Source organism: Pseudomonas sp. FW305-28 (assembly GCF_017351395.1).
GTDB classification, from domain to species: Bacteria; Pseudomonadota; Gammaproteobacteria; order Pseudomonadales; family Pseudomonadaceae; genus Aquipseudomonas; species Aquipseudomonas fluorescens_AA.
In genome coordinates, this window is record NZ_JACNDD010000144.1 from 1 (window position 1) to 15960 (window position 15960).

Annotated in this window: 13 protein-coding genes, 4 tRNA genes and 1 pseudogene; 8 read left to right on the top strand and 10 right to left on the bottom strand. The window is 58.8% G+C overall.

Annotated elements, in window-relative coordinates; translation table 11 throughout:
• The 4 genes from J4E53_RS25000 to J4E53_RS25015 form a co-directional block, all read left to right on the top strand.
• Window positions 1-699: YitT family protein (locus tag J4E53_RS25000; protein WP_207268204.1), on the top strand; the 699-nt coding region annotated here is incomplete at its 5' end.
• 102 nt (window positions 700-801) lie between these two features.
• Window positions 802-2286, top strand: a complete 1485-nt coding sequence (gene amrS / locus J4E53_RS25005; RefSeq protein WP_060741193.1) for an AmmeMemoRadiSam system radical SAM enzyme — start codon at window positions 802-804, stop codon at window positions 2284-2286.
• Entirely contained in the window at window positions 2283-3428 is a 1146-nt protein-coding gene (locus tag J4E53_RS25010) for a PLP-dependent aspartate aminotransferase family protein (RefSeq protein WP_103311305.1), read from the top strand. Before amrS ends, J4E53_RS25010 begins: the two co-directional genes overlap by 4 nt.
• A 60-nt stretch (window positions 3429-3488) precedes the next feature.
• Entirely contained in the window at window positions 3489-4745 is a 1257-nt protein-coding gene (locus tag J4E53_RS25015) for a PLP-dependent aminotransferase family protein (protein ID WP_060741191.1), read from the top strand.
• A gap of 11 nt (window positions 4746-4756) precedes the next feature.
• Here J4E53_RS25015 and J4E53_RS25020 read toward each other — a convergent pair whose 3' ends face one another.
• The 5 genes from J4E53_RS25020 to J4E53_RS25040 all read right to left on the bottom strand — a co-directional run bounded on the left by J4E53_RS25020 (window position 4757) and on the right by J4E53_RS25040 (window position 6053).
• Window positions 4757-5389 carry a LysE family translocator gene (locus J4E53_RS25020; protein WP_060741190.1) on the bottom strand — a complete coding sequence of 211 codons (633 nt, stop codon included), beginning with the start codon at window positions 5387-5389 and terminating at the stop codon, window positions 4757-4759.
• A gap of 250 nt (window positions 5390-5639) precedes the next feature.
• Window positions 5640-5715, bottom strand: a tRNA-Gly gene (locus J4E53_RS25025).
• Between the two features lie 3 nt (window positions 5716-5718).
• Window positions 5719-5794 (bottom strand) — tRNA-Glu (locus tag J4E53_RS25030).
• Window positions 5795-5899: 105 nt separating this feature from the next.
• A tRNA-Gly gene (locus J4E53_RS25035) sits at window positions 5900-5975 on the bottom strand.
• A gap of 2 nt (window positions 5976-5977) precedes the next feature.
• A tRNA-Glu gene (locus tag J4E53_RS25040) sits at window positions 5978-6053 on the bottom strand.
• Between the two features lie 371 nt (window positions 6054-6424).
• On the opposite strand from J4E53_RS25040, the gene J4E53_RS25045 reads away from it, so the two are divergent.
• Window positions 6425-7183, top strand: coding sequence for a hypothetical protein (locus tag J4E53_RS25045; protein WP_060741189.1), 759 nt, complete (start codon window positions 6425-6427; stop codon window positions 7181-7183).
• Between the two features lie 196 nt (window positions 7184-7379).
• On the opposite strand, the gene J4E53_RS31200 is transcribed toward J4E53_RS25045, so the two are convergent.
• The 4 genes and pseudogenes from J4E53_RS31200 to J4E53_RS25060 all read right to left on the bottom strand — a co-directional run bounded on the left by J4E53_RS31200 (window position 7380) and on the right by J4E53_RS25060 (window position 11814).
• On the bottom strand, window positions 7380-8261 hold the full coding sequence (locus J4E53_RS31200; protein WP_370873828.1) for a methyl-accepting chemotaxis protein: 882 nt from the start codon (window positions 8259-8261) through the stop codon (window positions 7380-7382).
• A 27-nt stretch (window positions 8262-8288) separates the two neighbouring features.
• A pseudogene (locus J4E53_RS31205) lies at window positions 8289-9347 on the bottom strand (methyl-accepting chemotaxis protein); the annotation flags it as partial.
• A 110-nt stretch (window positions 9348-9457) separates the two neighbouring features.
• Window positions 9458-10846, bottom strand: coding sequence for a PLP-dependent aminotransferase family protein (locus J4E53_RS25055; RefSeq protein WP_103311045.1), 1389 nt, complete (start codon window positions 10844-10846; stop codon window positions 9458-9460).
• A 206-nt stretch (window positions 10847-11052) separates the two neighbouring features.
• Entirely contained in the window at window positions 11053-11814 is a 762-nt protein-coding gene (locus tag J4E53_RS25060; RefSeq protein WP_103311047.1) for an SDR family oxidoreductase, read from the bottom strand.
• Between the two features lie 224 nt (window positions 11815-12038).
• Between J4E53_RS25060 and J4E53_RS25065 the strand changes: the two genes are divergently transcribed.
• Window positions 12039-13043, top strand: a complete 1005-nt coding sequence (locus tag J4E53_RS25065; protein ID WP_060741185.1) for an NADP-dependent oxidoreductase — start codon at window positions 12039-12041, stop codon at window positions 13041-13043.
• A gap of 120 nt (window positions 13044-13163) precedes the next feature.
• Here J4E53_RS25065 and pyrF read toward each other — a convergent pair whose 3' ends face one another.
• Window positions 13164-13862 (bottom strand): orotidine-5'-phosphate decarboxylase, encoded by a 699-nt coding sequence (gene pyrF, locus J4E53_RS25070; protein ID WP_060741184.1) that lies wholly within the window; start codon window positions 13860-13862, stop codon window positions 13164-13166.
• Between the two features lie 290 nt (window positions 13863-14152).
• Between pyrF and J4E53_RS25075 the strand changes: the two genes are divergently transcribed.
• Both J4E53_RS25075 and J4E53_RS25080 read left to right on the top strand, forming a co-directional pair.
• A complete protein-coding gene (locus tag J4E53_RS25075) occupies window positions 14153-14911 on the top strand; it encodes a response regulator (protein ID WP_060741183.1) in 759 nt (252 codons plus the stop codon).
• Window positions 14911-15954 (top strand): cell wall metabolism sensor histidine kinase WalK, encoded by a 1044-nt coding sequence (locus tag J4E53_RS25080; protein ID WP_060741182.1) that lies wholly within the window; start codon window positions 14911-14913, stop codon window positions 15952-15954. The genes J4E53_RS25075 and J4E53_RS25080 overlap by 1 nt, the downstream gene beginning before the upstream one ends.
• The last annotated feature ends 6 nt before the right edge of the window (window positions 15955-15960 follow it).

Consider the following 15960-nt stretch of genomic DNA (forward strand, 5'->3'; position numbering starts at 1 on the left):
AAAAAGTGTGAAAAAAAACCTCACCCGCTCGTCCAGCACATTGGCACGCAAGTCCTAAGTCTCCGGCATTTCAAGAAAGATCAGTTACTGATGTACCTGATGGGCGTCGGTTTCTTTTCGTTGGGTGCCAAGTGTTTCATCATCAGCCAACTGGGTACTGACCCGTTAGATGTCCTGATCATCTCGATCGATAAAATACTCATGCTGGGCATGGGCGTTTGCTCGGCTATCGTATCGCTGTTTTTCCTGACATGGTGGGTGCTCTGGAACAAAAAATACCCACCGATAAGTCCCTTCATTACAACGACGCTGACTGGGCTGCTGATTGATCTCTGGTCGTGGCTGGGGCTCGGGGAGTATTTGATCGTCAGAATGAATGAGTACGCGTTATTGGCCTCGGGGCTGATGCTGTGTGCCTATTCCTCCGCCTTGATCATCATGAGCGGTATCGGCATCAGGATCATGGACCTGGTGGTATTGACCATGGTATCCAAATGGAACTGGTCGTTCACCAAAGCCAAAATGATTATTGAAATCGGCATCTTTTCGAGCGGTTGGCTTTTAGGCGGTCCCTTCGGTATCGGCACGATTGCATTTCTGCTGGTGATCGGCCCACTTATTCAACCGTTCATGAACATGAATGCCAAGCGCTTTGCACTTAAAAACTATGGATTGATGAGCGCTTCATCCGCTTACTAATAAATCTACAACTATGACTGCCCTGCAGGGCGGCAGGATCGTTTCGCCTCGACTTTTTAAACCGATGCTATTGATGGCAACTTCCGTGATGAGGAGTGAAAGATGGACACTACAAAAAATAAAAACTGGACCTTGGAAAGCAGCCCGGCAAAACTGGAAGAAATACTCCCTGGGGGCGCTGTCAAGTGTCATCTTTCCCCACGCAACTGTGTTATCCAGGAAGGCAAGTTAGGTTTTTGCAAAGTGCGCGGAAACCGTGGGGGCAGGCTCGTTACATTGAACTACGGTAAAGGCGTTCACAGCACCGAAGAGACAATCGAAACCGAAGCCGTTTTCCACTTTGCCCCGGGGGAGCGAATCTTGTCCCTGGGTAATATCGGCTGCATGCTCAACTGCGGTTACTGTCATAACTGGAAGACATCGCAGGCCAAGTACGTCACCGACAAGGACGTTTACTACTACACCCCCGAGCAGGTGGTGGAAACCGCACTCAAGCACGGCATACGCGTCATTTCCTGGACGTATAACGACCCCGTTGTCTGGCACGAATTCATCCTCGACACAGCGAAGCTGGCCAAGGAAGCCGGCCTGATCAACCTCTATAAATCGGCATTCTTCATCAGCGAAGAGGCCATTGATGAGTTATTGCCGGTCATCGATATTTTCTCGATTTCGCTGAAATCCATCTCCCCGGAATACTACCGCAAGGTCACCACCGGCTGGGTAGAGCCCGTTCTGGCGGGCATCAAGAAAGTCTATGACGCCGGCAAATATGTCGAGGTCAGCACCTTGATGGTGACCGACATCAGCGACGACGAGGAAACGGCGAGGAAAATCAGCCAGTGGGTCCTGGATGAACTGGGCCCGAACGTACCGCTGCACTTCGTCAGGTTTCACCCCGATTACAAGATGAGCAACAGCATCCGTACGCCTGTGGACAGGCTCCTGAAGGCTCGGGACGTTGCTCGGAGCATGGGCGTTGAGCATGTCTACCTGGGTAACGTGAATGACGTCGAAGGGACCAATACCAGTTGCAACCACTGTAACGCCCTGCTCGTCACCCGTTATGGCTTGAACGCTGAAATCATCGGACTGGACAGCAAAGGATGCTGCTCTCAGTGCGGACATGATGCGCATTTCAAATTGCTGGGTGAACACCAGGCGAACGCCCCTGTCGAGTTGCGCGAGGACACGTTGAGCGCCTACGAGAAGCGAAAGTTCGAATGGCACGGAGACATTGTGTCGCTGCACGCCCAAGTGCTGAATACCGAAGACTTCGAACAGACCGTCTACCTGCGACGCAATTATACGGACGGGCACAACAGCGATTGGAAATCGCTGACCTTGCGCCCCCATGAAAGCTATCGATTCATCGTTGCCAAGGCTCGCATCGATGAAACAGGCCCTGAAGTCTGGCTCCCCAACGGCGTGAACTCGAACCTTCATGAAGTCTTCGACAGGGCCCACTTCCCGACAGAGTCGATTGAAGAAATCGGTATTTCGCAAAATGACATCACCCCGACCGTGGGTTACGAGGGTAAGCAAAACATGTATGAACAGGTCATCAAACTGGTCAGCCAAGCATGAAAGTGTCTACTGAAATACTTCATATCAAGGTGGATGACCGGGACGCCCATCCTTCGGTAACGCCTATTTATCAGTGCAGCGCTTTCAACGCTGACTCGGCCTTCTTCTATTCAAGGAAAGCCAATCCCAACGTGACGGAGTTGGAACAGGTCGTCGCGTCCCTGGAGGGCAGTGAACATGCCCTGGCCTACAGCACCGGGATGAGCGCGATCTACATGGTGTTGGAACTGTTGAAACCGGGTGCTTCGCTGGTCATCAACAAATACATCTATGGCTGCTCCTATAAATTGTTCCAGCGCTATGCGGCACGTATCGGCGCACACCTGACGATTCTGGATCTCACCACGGCAGAGGGGCTGAAGGCCTTGCCGGCGAACGTCGACATGGTCATTTTCGAAACGCCGACCAATCCCTTCCTGAAAGACATTGATATCCATGCGGTCAGCAGGGCCGTCAAGCAACACAACCCGCAGGCGCTGGTGGTCGTTGACAATACCTGGGCCACACCGATATTTCAGAAGCCGTTGAATTTTGGCGCCGACATATCCCTGTACAGCGCAACCAAATACTTCTCTGGACACAGTGATGTCATGGGCGGCCTGGTGCTGGTCAACAATGAAACGATTTACAACCGTCTCCTTGAGGGTCGCTTTTATTCAGGCACGATACTCACCCCCAATAGCGCCTGGTTGCTGCGCAGAAGCATGCAGACGTTCAACCTGCGCATGGAAAGACACAGCCAGACGACAGCAAGCATGCTCAACTATCTGCGCGAGTTGCCTTTTATCGAGCATGTCTATTACCCGCGCATCGATGGTCGGCAATTGAGCGGTTATGGCGGCATTGTGTTTGTTGATATTCGGCCCGATCTGGTGCCCTTTTACAAAACGTTCACCGCCGCGCTCAAATGGTTTGGCACCGGCACCGGAATGGCCTGCGTGACCTCGATGGTCGCCCAGCCCTTCAGTGGCAGCCACGCCTCGATGACGGATCAGGAAAAAGCGGACATGGGCATCGAGAAAGGCCTGGTTCGATTGTGCTTTGGCCTGGAGGATATTGAAGACCTCAAGGAGGACCTGCTACAGGCATTCGAAACCATGGAAAGCAAGGTCGATCAGAAAAGCTCACTCGATCCTGCCTAGCGTGTCATCACAAGCAACGAGCCTTCAGTGGCTCGTTGCTTTTTTTATGGAGAAGCGAAAGTGTCCAGCGCATTCGAAAACACGATATTCGAAGACCCCACCCTGAACGTCATCCACCTTCTAAACTCCATCGCCCAGGAAAATCCGGAGGCCATTTCACTGGCCTCCGGTCGACCCGATGACCAGCAGTGCGACCCGTCGCTCATCGACCGAGGCCTGGCCCAATACAAACTTCACGTTGCCGGCACGGGGCAGTCACTGGCGACACTGCTTTGCCAATATGGAAAAACCTCGGGAATCATCAATGAAACAATCGCCACCTATTTGCAGGCGGATGAAGGGATAACAGTCTCCAACCCTGAAAGCATCGTGGTGTGCCTGGGGTTTCAGGAAGCCTGTACCTTGACGCTCCTGTCCATTTTTGAAGGCGGTGGGCTTTTATTAGTGCCTGACCCGGTGTTTTCCGGGGTCACAGGCATCGCAAAACTGCTGGGCATAAAAATAGTCCCCGTCCCCATGGCGGCTTTTCTCGACCCAATCGCCCTGCGCGGAATCATTGAAGAACTTGAATCCAGAGGGGAAAAAATCAAAGCACTGTATGCCGTTCCGGATTTTAGCAATCCGACCGCCGACAGCCTCTCCTATCACGCCAGGACAGCCATGCTTTCCTTGGCCAATGAAAAGAATTTTTTCGTCCTTGAAGACACGGCCTACCGCTACTTCAGGTACGAAGGCGATGCCATTGCGTCCATGAAGTCCATCGACAGCAGTCGAGTATTCTTGCTGGGCTCCTTTGCCAAGTCGATTTTTCCCGGCTTGCGCATGGGTTATGTGGTCGCGCCGGAGGGCGCCGGTGTCATGTCATTCAGTGCCCGATTGTGCAAGGCCAAAAGCCTGATCACCGTCAACACCCCTGCCCTGTGCCAAGCGGTCGTCGCCGGTTTGCTGATCGAGAACAACTACTCGCTGCAAGGGCTGAACCAACCCAGGGTGCTGTCCTATACGCAGAAAAGAGACCACATGCTTGAATGCCTCGAACGTGAATTTCCACTCAAGGTCGGCGCCCAAAGAACGGTCAGCTGGAATCATCCGGCGGGCGGCTTCTTCATCAATCTGCGGCTGCCTTTCGCCTTTGGGTATTGTGAAATGCGCGAATGCGCCCAGCAGTTCAAGGTGATCGTATTCCCTACCACCTTATTTTCGCTGACGAATGAGGCGGCTAATCAGGTCAGGCTTTCATTCAGCAATGCCACCGCCCCAGACGTCACCCAAGCCATAGGCCGCTTCAGGGCGTATGTCGAGTCCAGACTGCAGTAAGACCTCTTTTATCAGGTTGCCGTAGCCAGCATGACGCCAGTGGCGACCTGGTAGGCCCCCAGAACGCTGATGGTCGCCCCCGAAAAGTAGTTGATCAGCCTTAGCTTCGATTCGGCAATCCGCGCCTTGAAAAGGGAGGAGAACCCGCTCAAGCCCAGCCACCAGGCAGCCGAGCCCAGGAATATACCGGTCACCATCGGCAGCAAGGCGTGCTGGCCGCCTTGGTCGCTGACCATGCCATCGCTCAACGCGGCGAATATCGCGATAAACGACAAGATGGTCATGGGGTTCGACAGGGTCAGGAACAGCGTGGTCGAGTAGGCTTTGAACATGTTGGCACGCTCACCTGCCATGGCGGTCGCGCCCCCCTTCGATCGTATTGTCTGATAGCCAATGTAGGCGAGGAATAGTCCACCAAAAATACACAACCAAGGTTTGAAGCTGATCAGCGTCGCGATGATGGCCGTGACCCCGAGGGCCCCGATGAATCCGTAGATCGAATCGGCAGTGGCGGCCCCCAATCCCGTTGCGAAACCAGCTCTCCAGCCCAGCATGAGGCTTCGCTGTATGCACAACAGCCCAATAGGCCCCACAGGGGCTGCGATGCACAGCCCAATGACCATCGATTTAACAAAAATCAGCATAAGTGCACCTCCAGAATGGGTACTGGAAGGTTAGGAGAAGTGCTTTTTTTTAGGAATGAACTATTAATCTTCCTGAGCGTTTTACCTTAAGTTTTGCATGAAGTACTTTCGCTTCACCTTCATTATTAAGGTAAAGCACGGCAAGCCCCCTCAGACAACGAAAATCGCTGGTTAAAGATCCATGCATCTTGAATGGTCTTTTCACGCGCATAAAAAAACGCCGCTCGTATGAGCGGCGTTTTTTTGAATTTGGAGCGGGAAACGAGACTCGAACTCGCGACCCCGACCTTGGCAAGGTCGTGCTCTACCAACTGAGCTATTCCCGCAAATGGCGTCCCCTAGGGGACTCGAACCCCTGTTACCGCCGTGAAAGGGCGGTGTCCTAGGCCACTAGACGAAGGGGACACGCTAACTGAAACACATGGTGTGTATTTCAGTGCCCAAATCCGCATCCGAAGATGTCGGCTCTGGCTTCACTCAGCCCTGCTCGAAAGCAACACTGTTTAAAATTGGAGCGGGAAACGAGACTCGAACTCGCGACCCCGACCTTGGCAAGGTCGTGCTCTACCAACTGAGCTATTCCCGCATTGGCGTCCCCTAGGGGACTCGAACCCCTGTTACCGCCGTGAAAGGGCGGTGTCCTAGGCCACTAGACGAAGGGGACACACGTACAACATTCACTACTTAGAGCGTTTGGCTGAGTGCTTTACGCTGTAAGTGGCGCGCATTCTATGGATGGATTGAAGGGTCGTCAACCCCCAGATATAAATTTATTTAAATCAATGACTTCGCCCGGTTTGGGGGCAATCCGCACATTTTACTCGCCCGGTCTCTGACGCCTATATTCTGTCACCCGCCGAGACGCTATAGTCGCGCCAGGTAAATGATGGCAATGTGCTCCTACCCGATCATGCGTCCTATAAACAGCACGACGCCCGTCTAATCACGTCGCTCGGGCCTATGCGCTTAAAAGCCAAGCCACTACACTCATGACATGCGTACCCTAATAAAGAGGTCTTACCGGTGACACCACTCATGATCACCCTGCTCGTCGTAGCCGGGATCGCCCTGTTGATCGCCATTGGCTACATGAACCACGTGGTGGAAAACAACAAGCTGGAAAAGGCCCGCACCAAGGTAGAACTCAACGACCGCATGCGTCGCTGTGGCGAGCTCACCGAAACCTTCCCCGGGCAGTTGATGACCCCTGCCCTGAAATTGTTGATAACGCGCCTCGAGATGAATGTCTGCCAGCGCCTGTTGAACCTGGATAAAACCAATTCCGCGGTCAAGGCACGCCTGGATGAACTGAGCGCACTGGCTGCCCAGGGTGAATCGATCCCGGTGAGCAATCCACCGGCACCGATCCAGACCGAAGCCAAGGCCAAGGACGTTCGCTTTCTGCTCGAGGCCTTGCATGGCCAGATCACCCGCGCCGCCCAGGACGGTTTCCTGCCGCCCAACGAAGCCAAGCGCTGGATCCGTGAAGTGCGGCACATCCTGGTGCTGCTGCACATCGAGTTCTTCAACAACCTCGGCCAGCAGGCTTTGCAGCAAGAACAACCCGGGCAGGCTCGCCTGGCCTTCGAGCGCGGTGTGCAGTACCTGCGCAAGCAACAGGAACCACAGGTCTACGCCGAACAACTGGCCTACCTGGAGAAACTGCTGGCCCGCGCCAATGCCCAGGTCCTGGCCAGCACCCAGCCGGTCGAGGGCGAGGTCAACCAGTTGACCGAAGGCTTGAAGGACGACGAAATAAACGACGAGTGGAAGAAGAAGAAAGTCTACGACTGATACGGCTCCACCCTGTGCGGGTGGAGTTTCTGTGGCGAGGGAGCTAGCTCCCGCTGGAGTGCGCAGCGCTCCCGCGAATCCTGGGCCTGCTTCGCAGCCCAGCGGGAGCAAGCTCCCTCGCCACGGGGCTGTAAGCTATGCCCGTACACCGCCAGACAGGCAAAACTGTTGGCATGTTGGATCCGCTATCGCGGACTCACAACTTGAAATGCCCCACCATCCCTTTCAACTCAATCCCCAACTGCGCCAGCTCGATGCTGGAAGCGGCATTGCCGCGCATCGCCAGGGACGATTGATCAGCGCTGGCGCGAATGCTGGTGACACTGCGGTTGATCTCTTCGGCCACCGAGCTCTGCTGCTCGGCTGCCGCAGCGATCTGTTGGTTCATCTGTTGGATCAACGACACCGCCGCCGCAATGCTGCCCAACGCGCTCTCGGTCTGCAGTGCGTCGCTGACCGCCATCTTCACCAACTCGCCACTGCTCTGGATCTGCTGCACGGAAGCCTGGGCCGCTGAACGCAAGGCACTCACCAGTCGTTCGATTTCCTCGGTGGACTGTTGCGTGCGCCTGGCCAGGGCCCGCACCTCATCGGCCACGACCGCAAAGCCCCTGCCCTGCTCCCCGGCACGGGCCGCCTCGATAGCGGCATTGAGGGCCAGCAGGTTGGTTTGCTCGGCCACGCTCTTGATCACACTCAGCACCGTGCCGATGTTCTGGATCTCGGCGCTGAGACTTTCGATGCTGGAACTGGCCGAGGTGGCCGAATCGGCCAGTTGCTCGATGCGCACCATGCTCTGGCGCACCACCTGCTGGCCGCTTTCGACCTTGTCGTCGGCAGTCTGGGCCGCTTGTGCCGCCTCTTCGGCATTGCGCGCCACATCGTGCACGGTGGCCGTCATCTGGTTCATGGCCGTGGCGACCTGCTCGGTTTCCTCTTTCTGGCTGCTGACTTCCAGATTGGTCTGCTCGGTCACAGCCGACAGCGATTGAGCCGAATTGGCCAGCTGCTCGATCCCGGCCTGCAAGCCGCTGACGATACTGCTCAGCCCTGCGCCCATCTGTTGCATCGCCTGCATCAACTGGCCAATCTCGTCCCGGCGCGTCACTTCCACCGTGGCGCTCAAGTCACCCGCCGCGATCCGCTGGGCAACGCGAATGACGCTGCGCAGCGGCGTCACGATCAGCCGGGTGATGACCCACGCCGCGATCAATCCCACCAGCAACGCCAAGGCCGACGAACCGATGATCAGCAGCGAGTTCTTCTTCAGTTCAGTCTGCATGGCATGGTCTTCGGCACTGAAGGCCTGGTCGACCCGCGCCACCACTTGATCGGCACGTTCGTGCAGTTGCTGGTAGACGATTTTTTCCTTCGCCAACAGGCCGGTATACTCGGCCAGTTGCTCATTGAACCCAGCGATATGCCCGGCCACTTCATTAAGCACGGTCTGGTACCCCGGGTCCTTGACCGTGGTCTTGAGCGCTTCGGCCTGTTTCATGGCCTGCTCGGCCTGTTCGATGCTGCCTTCCCCAGCGCCCTCGACGTTGCCTTTGCGGCTCTGGTCCAAACGGACCCGCGCTTCGTTCATGGCCTGCAACATCAACCGCGACACTTCGCTGATCTGGCTGGCCTGCTCGATGAACTCGGCCCCTTCCTTGCCTTCGGAGTCTTTCAAGGTATAGGTGCCGTCATCCGCCAGCCCGGCCTGCAACACATCGAGGTTGTTGGCCACGCTGGACACCGACCAACTGGCCATTTCCAGCGCCAGGTCCTTGCTCTGGCTTAGCCCGACGAACTCGTCGAATGCCTTGCGATACGCCCCCAGCGCCTGCTCGACGTCGTTCATCACCGGCACGTTGGCAGGCGACTGCGCCTTGAGCTCGTTCGCCAGGGCCAGTAGGCCATCGACACCCTGGCGCAGGGCATCGGCCGTCTTGGGGTCGGAACGCGAGGCGTATTCCTGCTCCAGCAGCCGGACCTTGAGCAACCCGCTGTTGAGGGACGACATCTGCTTCAAGCCATCGAAGCGATAGCTGATGGTCTGCAGGGACCAGACGCCGATGGCCGCGACCACAGCGGTCAACAGCAGCACCAGGACAAATCCGATACCCAGTTTTTTTGCCATACCCAGGTTGGCAAAACGTCCTTGCACGGCCGAAATCATTGCGCTCAGTCCTCTGCCAGTGTGTGTTGATTGCAGATTCGCAACGAGACGCCCTGCAACACAAGATGCTGGCGTCGGAATAATGGCAAAAAGCTACAGCCGCGTCGTTTTCAGGACACTTGAGGTCGATCCAGAGCCGCGGCCCGAAAAAACCCCAGCGCCCGGGGATCACGGGCATAGGCCACGTTGATCCGTAGCCAGTCGCTGTCGGTGCCCGAAGGGCTGAAGGCCGTGGGTGAGGACAACAACACGCCGAACCGCTTGGCCAGACGCTGTAATCCAGCGTAGTCACTGATGGGCGGTCTTGCCCAAATGAAAAGCCCGCCGGCCGGTTTGCCAAAGACCTCCCAGTCGGCATCCTCCAATACCTGCAGCAGCGCCGCCGTATCGACGCCCAAACGCTGGCGCTGGCGCTGGACCAGTTTGCGATAGGCCCCATTGGCCAGGAGATTGGCAAGCACCGACTCACAGAACCGCGACCCACCCATGCTGGTAATGCCCTTGACCTCGCTCAGGCGCGTGATGATGGACGGCCCGGCCACCACGAAACCGACGCGCAACGAACTGCTCAGGGTCTTCGAGAAACTGCCCACGTAGACCACGTCGGCATCCAGCGCTGCCAACCGGGTCCGCGCCGAGTTCTGGAAGTCGCCATAGGCATCGTCTTCGATCACCAGCACGGCGTGTTGCTTCGTCAGTTGCAACAACCGCTGGGCCACGGCCGGTGCCAGGTTGCTGCCGGTCGGGTTGTGACAGGCACTGTTGACGAACAGCGCACTGGGCCGGTGTGTCGCCAGCAAGTCTTGCAACACGTCGACGTCCGGGCCGCGTGGGGTCCTGGGCAGTTCGATCATGTCGATCTTGTGCAACCTGAGCAGGTCGAACAGGCTTGAATAGCCAGGGCTCTCCACCACCACGCAGGCGCCTGGCTGCAGCAGTGTCCGCACGATCAGGTCCAGCCCGTGGGTCGCCCCGGTGGTGGTCAGGATCAGGTCTTTATCGGCCTCGATATTGAATTGCTTCAGGCGCCTGGACAGCTGCTCACGCAGGGCGGGCAGCCCCAGCGACGTGCTGTAGTTGAACAACCCCGCCATATCGGTGCGGGTGACCTGTCGGATCGCATAACCCAGGTCATCGCTTTCACGCCAGCTCTCGGGCAACCCGCCACACCCCAGCTTCAACGCCCAGGGCGGCGAATCAACGCCCTCGGCGGGCATATCCTGCCGCCGCTCCGGGTCGATGCCCGCCTGCCCGGATGCGGGGGATGGCGCGACAAAAAAGCTGGAGCCATGCCGGGACGCCAGCAGGCCTTGGGCAACCAGGCGTTCACACGCTTCATTGACGCTGGACTGGCTGAGCAGGTTCTGCCGCGCCAGTTGGCGCACGGACGGCAGGCGAGTCCCCGGTTGCACCGCATCCTGTCGGATCCAGCCGGTCAGCGCGTCGACGATTTGCTGCACGACAGGCACCAAGGCCTGCCGGTCGATTCTCAACTCCATGAGTAACCAAGCTCCTAAGCGTTTGTTTTATTTCCGGAAACAGTTAAGCACAGGCCACCCCCGAACGATGTACGACAACGTCGCCAAAAGCGCCAATTCTCACCCTTTGAAACACATTGATAGGCCGCTCCGGGGATGTTTCCCCAGCCCAAAGAAAAAGCCCGCAACCAGTGCGGGCTTCTTCCTACAAGCTCAGGGAAACGTCCTCAGAACGCCGTGACGCCGCCGTCCACCGCCAGGGAATGACCGGTGGTGAACGCCGCGCCATCGCTGCACAAATAGAGCACGGCGCTGGCGATTTCCTCGACCTTGCCGATACGCCCCACCGGGTGCATGGCATTGGCGAACTCGCCTTTTTTCGGGTCCGCCTCATAGGCACGACGGAACATGTCGGTGTCGATCACCGCCGGACAGACCGCATTCACGCGGATCTTCTTCTTGGCATATTCGATGGCGGCCGATTTGGTCAGGCCGATCACGGCGTGCTTGGAAGCGGCATAGATGCTCATCTTCGGCGCAGCGCCCAGGCCGGCCACCGAAGCCGTGTTAACGATGGCACCGCCGCCCTGGGCCAGCAGCAAGGGCAGCTGGTACTTCATGCACAACCAGACGCCCTTCACATTGACGCCCATGATCGCGTCGAACTCGTCGAGGGTACCGTCGGCCAACTTGCCCTTCTCGATCTCGATCCCGGCGTTGTTGAAGGCATAGTCAAGGCGCCCATAGGCCTTGATCACCTCGTCCATCAGGTGCTGCACATCGCTTTCCAGCGTCACGTTGCAGCGCACGAACAGCGCTTCGCCGCCCCCATCACGAATCGACTGCACCGTACGCTCGCCGCCCGCCACGTCCAGGTCGGCCACGACCACTTTCAGGCCCTCTGCCGCGAACGCCTGGGCCGTGGCACAGCCAATGCCTGCGGCACCGCCGGTTACCACAGCGACCTGTCCGGAAAACGTCATGCTCATTGTCTGTTCCTCGAAGAATGCGGGGTCGCGCCAGTGTAGCCACAGCCTGACGGGGCACGGCAGCACTATCCAGATGCCGGTTGGGCATTCATGGGCGCCAGTGATAAGGGGCCCCAAGGCACTATCACTGGGTTGGATCGAAGAGCATTCGCTGAGGCGGCGAACCTTGCGGCAAAGGCTTCGAAGGTCTATCAACAAGTCTTCATTCATCTTGAGTGCCAACCATGACTGCCCAGACCAATCGCCAGTTCCTGCTCGCCAAACGCCCGGTAGGCGCCGCGACCCGCGAGACTTTCACCTATCAGCAAGTACCGGTGGGCGAGCCGGCAGCCGGCCAGATCCTGGTGAAGAACGAATACCTGTCCCTGGACCCGGCCATGCGCGGCTGGATGAACGAGGGCAAGTCCTACATCCCACCGGTCGGCCTCGGTGAAGTGATGCGGGCGCTGGGGGTCGGCCAAGTGATTGCCTCGAACAACCCGGGGTTCGCGGTCGGGGACTACGTCAACGGTGCCCTGGGCGTGCAGGATTATTTCCTCGGCGAGCCAAGGGGTTTCTACAAAGTCGATCCAAAACTGGCACCGCTGCCACGTTATTTGTCCGCCCTGGGCATGACCGGCATGACCGCTTATTTCGCCCTGTTGGACGTCGGCGCGCCCAAGGCCGGCGAGACCGTGGTGCTGTCGGGCGCCGCCGGTGCGGTGGGGAGCATCGCCGGGCAGATTGCCAAGATCAAAGGCTGTCGTGTGGTGGGCATCGCTGGCGGTGCCGACAAATGCAAATTCCTGGTCGATGAATTGGGCTTCGATGGGGCCATCGACTACAAGAACGAAGACGTCCACGTCGGCCTCAAGCGCGAATGCCCCAAAGGCGTGGATGTGTATTTCGACAACGTCGGGGGCGACATCCTGGATGCCGTGCTCAGCCGCCTGAACCTCAAGGCCCGCGTGGTGATTTGCGGTGCCATTAGCCAGTACAACAACAAGGAAGCGGTGAAGGGACCCGCCAACTACCTGTCACTGCTGGTCAACCGGGCTCGCATGGAAGGTTTCGTGGTCATGGACTACGCCTCACAGTTCGCCGCCGCCGGGCAGGAAATGGCCGGCTGGATGGCCAAAGGGCAGCTCAAGAGCAAGGAAGACATTGTGGAAGGGCTGGAGACCTTCCCCGAGACGCTGACCAAACTGTTCAGCGGGGAGAACTTCGGGAAACTCGTACTCAAGGTCTGACACAAAACAACGGTGGGAGCGGGCTTGCTCGCGATGAGGCCCTGTCAGTCAACATTGCTATTGACTGACATACCGCTATCGCGAGCAAGCTCGCTCCCACAAGGGCCCTTCAGGGTTGGATCAGGCCAGTTCGGCCACGACCGCCGCCAGCGCCTGGGCCGGATCGGCGGCCTGGCTGATCGGGCGACCGATCACCAGGTAGTCGGAACCGGCGTCCAGCGCCTGACGCGGGGTCAGGATGCGACGCTGGTCGTCCTGGGCGCTGCCCGCCGGACGAATCCCCGGGGTCACCAGTTGCAACGACGGGTGGGCCGCTTTCAGGGCGCCAGCTTCCAGGGCCGAACAAACCAGACCGTCCAGGCCGGCCTTCTGCGCCAGCGCCGCCAACCGCAGCACCTGCTCCTGGGGCTCGATGTCCAGGCCGATCCCGGCCAGGTCCTCGCGCTCCATGCTGGTCAGCACGGTCACGCCGATCAGCAACGGTTTCGGGCCGCTGCGCTGATCCAGCACTTCACGGCAGGCCGCCATCATGCGCAGGCCACCGGAGCAATGCACGTTGACCATCCATACGCCCATCTCCGCAGCCGCCTTGACCGCCATGGCGGTGGTGTTGGGAATGTCGTGGAACTTCAGGTCCAGGAACACTTCGAAACCCTTGTCACGCAGGGTCCCGACAATTTCCGAAGCGCAACTGGTGAACAGTTCCTTGCCGACTTTGACCCGGCAAAGCGTGGGGTCCAACTGGTCGGCCAGCTTCAGGGCGGCGTCACGGGTGGGGAAATCCAGGGCGACGATAATGGGCGTCTGGCAGGCGGACATGAGCGGGCTCTCAGGCAAGTCGAAATCGGCGCGCATTGTAGCGGAACGAGCGCCCGTGCGGGACCCGATGATCGGTAAATCTCATCGTCCCCCCAGCAGCATGGACAATAGCGGCCTTTGTGTCGAAGCCGATACATTCATGACATGCGTACAACACGTCGACACGCTACCGTCCGCCGCCGCAACCCGCTCTTTCAGCGCTTCACGCCTCGCGGCACGACGCCTATGCTGAAGCCTCAACCTCGCCGCCTTCTTTGCGGTTGGCAGCCTACCTGGCAGATGATGCATCCATGCAGAACACCCCTGTTGCAAATTCTGACGATCAAAAAGTGTCCGACGACGACAAGCGCTGGAGTACCCGCGCGCTGATCGTCGACGACGACGTGCCGATCCGCGAGCTGCTGATCGATTACCTGGCCCGTTTCAGCATACGGGCCAGCGGCGTCACCGATGGCGCGGCCATGCGCCAGGCGATGCAGGCCGAGCACTTCGACGTGGTCGTGCTCGACCTGATGCTGCCGGGTGAAGACGGCTTGCAGTTGTGTCGCTGGTTGCGCGCCGAATCGGACATTCCGATCCTGATGCTCACCGCCCGCTGCGAGCCCACCGACCGCATCATCGGCCTGGAACTGGGCGCCGATGACTACATGGCCAAGCCGTTCGAACCCAGGGAACTGGTGGCGCGTATCCAGACAATCCTGCGCCGGGTACGTGACGACCGTACCGAGCAGCGGGCCAATATCCGTTTTGACAACTGGCGGCTCAACAGCGTGCTGCGCCAACTGATCTCGGTCGACGGACTGGTGGTGCCCCTGTCCAATGCCGAGTTTCGCCTGTTGTGGGTCTTCATCGAACGACCGCGCCGGGTGCTCAGCCGCGAACAACTGCTGGACGCGGCTCGCGGCCGTTCCATCGAAGCGTTCGACCGCAGCATCGACTTGCTGGTATCGCGCCTGCGCCAGAAGCTGGGCGACGATCCCAAGGCCCCCCAACTGATCAAGACCGTCCGCGGTGAGGGCTACTTGTTCGACGCCCGGGACATCGGTTGATGCGACTGCGCCTGGACTCTCTGTTTGGCCGCCTGTTTGGCGTGCTGCTACTGGCGATTGTCCTGGCGCATCTCTTGGCCTTTGCCTGGTTTTTCCATTACGACCAGCCGCCCCCCGGGCCACCGCCAGGAATGAGCCAACAAGGCGAAGGGCCCCAGCGCTTCGGCCCGCCCCCCAACCGCCGTCCGCGTCCCTGGTTCGGCGGCCCGGTGGTGCCACTGACCTTTCAATTCGTGTTCCTGATCATCGCGGCCTGGTACGGCGCCAAGCTCCTGACCCGACCGATCCAACGCCTGAGCGATGCCGCCGAGCGCCTGAGCGAAAACCTCGACAGCCCGCCGCTGGATGAAAACGGCCCCCGTGAGGCACGGCAGGCAGCCCATACGTTCAACCTGATGCAGCAACGGATCCGCGAGCAGGTGCAGCAGCGTTCGCGCATGCTCGGCGCGGTGTCCCATGATCTGCGCACGCCGCTCTCGCGGCTCAAGCTGCGCCTGGAACAGATCGATGACATCAAGCTGCAAGGCCAGATGCGCCAGGACCTGGACGACATGATAGACATGCTCGATGCCACCCTGACGTACTTGCACGAACAACGCACCAGCGAAGCGCTGCAATGGATGGACGTGCAGGCCCTGGTGGAATCATTGAGCGAAAACGCCCAGGACCAGGGCGCCGATGTGCAGGTCAGCGGCGCCTGCGCCCCACTGCAGGTGCAACCCATGGCACTGCGCTCGTGCCTCAACAACCTCATCGACAACGCCCTGCGCTACGCCGGCCATGCCTTGATTGCCCTGCAAGACCAGCAGCATCAGGTATTGATCCGGGTCATCGACCACGGCCCCGGTATTGCGGCGGACAAACGCGAGGCGGTGTTCGAGCCCTTTTTCCGCCTGGAAGGCTCGCGCAATCGCAACTCTGGCGGTGTCGGCCTGGGCATGACCATCGCCCGGGAAGCCACCGAACGCCTGGGCGGGCAGTTGAGCCTGGAAGAAACGCCGGGGGGTGGGTTGACGGCGGTGATCAGCCTGCCTCGCACCTGAATCCCA

Excerpts from the sequence above, each read along its gene's own strand:
- J4E53_RS31200 (WP_370873828.1), bottom strand. The coding sequence starts at position 8,261 with ATGCAGGCGATGCAACAGATGGGCGCAGGGCTGAGCAGTATCGTCAGC.
- J4E53_RS25055 (WP_103311045.1), bottom strand. The coding sequence starts at position 10,846 with ATGGAGTTGAGAATCGACCGGCAGGCCTTGGTGCCTGTCGTGCAGCAA.
- J4E53_RS25045 (WP_060741189.1), top strand. The coding sequence starts at position 6,425 with ATGATCACCCTGCTCGTCGTAGCCGGGATCGCCCTGTTGATCGCCATT.
- J4E53_RS25060 (WP_103311047.1), bottom strand. The coding sequence starts at position 11,814 with ATGAGCATGACGTTTTCCGGACAGGTCGCTGTGGTAACCGGCGGTGCC.
- J4E53_RS25020 (WP_060741190.1), bottom strand. The coding sequence starts at position 5,389 with ATGCTGATTTTTGTTAAATCGATGGTCATTGGGCTGTGCATCGCAGCC.
- J4E53_RS25065 (WP_060741185.1), top strand. The coding sequence starts at position 12,039 with ATGACTGCCCAGACCAATCGCCAGTTCCTGCTCGCCAAACGCCCGGTA.
- J4E53_RS25080 (WP_060741182.1), top strand. The coding sequence starts at position 14,911 with ATGCGACTGCGCCTGGACTCTCTGTTTGGCCGCCTGTTTGGCGTGCTG.
- J4E53_RS25010 (WP_103311305.1), top strand. The coding sequence starts at position 2,283 with ATGAAAGTGTCTACTGAAATACTTCATATCAAGGTGGATGACCGGGAC.
- amrS (WP_060741193.1), top strand. The coding sequence starts at position 802 with ATGGACACTACAAAAAATAAAAACTGGACCTTGGAAAGCAGCCCGGCA.
- pyrF (WP_060741184.1), bottom strand. The coding sequence starts at position 13,862 with ATGTCCGCCTGCCAGACGCCCATTATCGTCGCCCTGGATTTCCCCACC.
- J4E53_RS25075 (WP_060741183.1), top strand. The coding sequence starts at position 14,153 with ATGCAGAACACCCCTGTTGCAAATTCTGACGATCAAAAAGTGTCCGAC.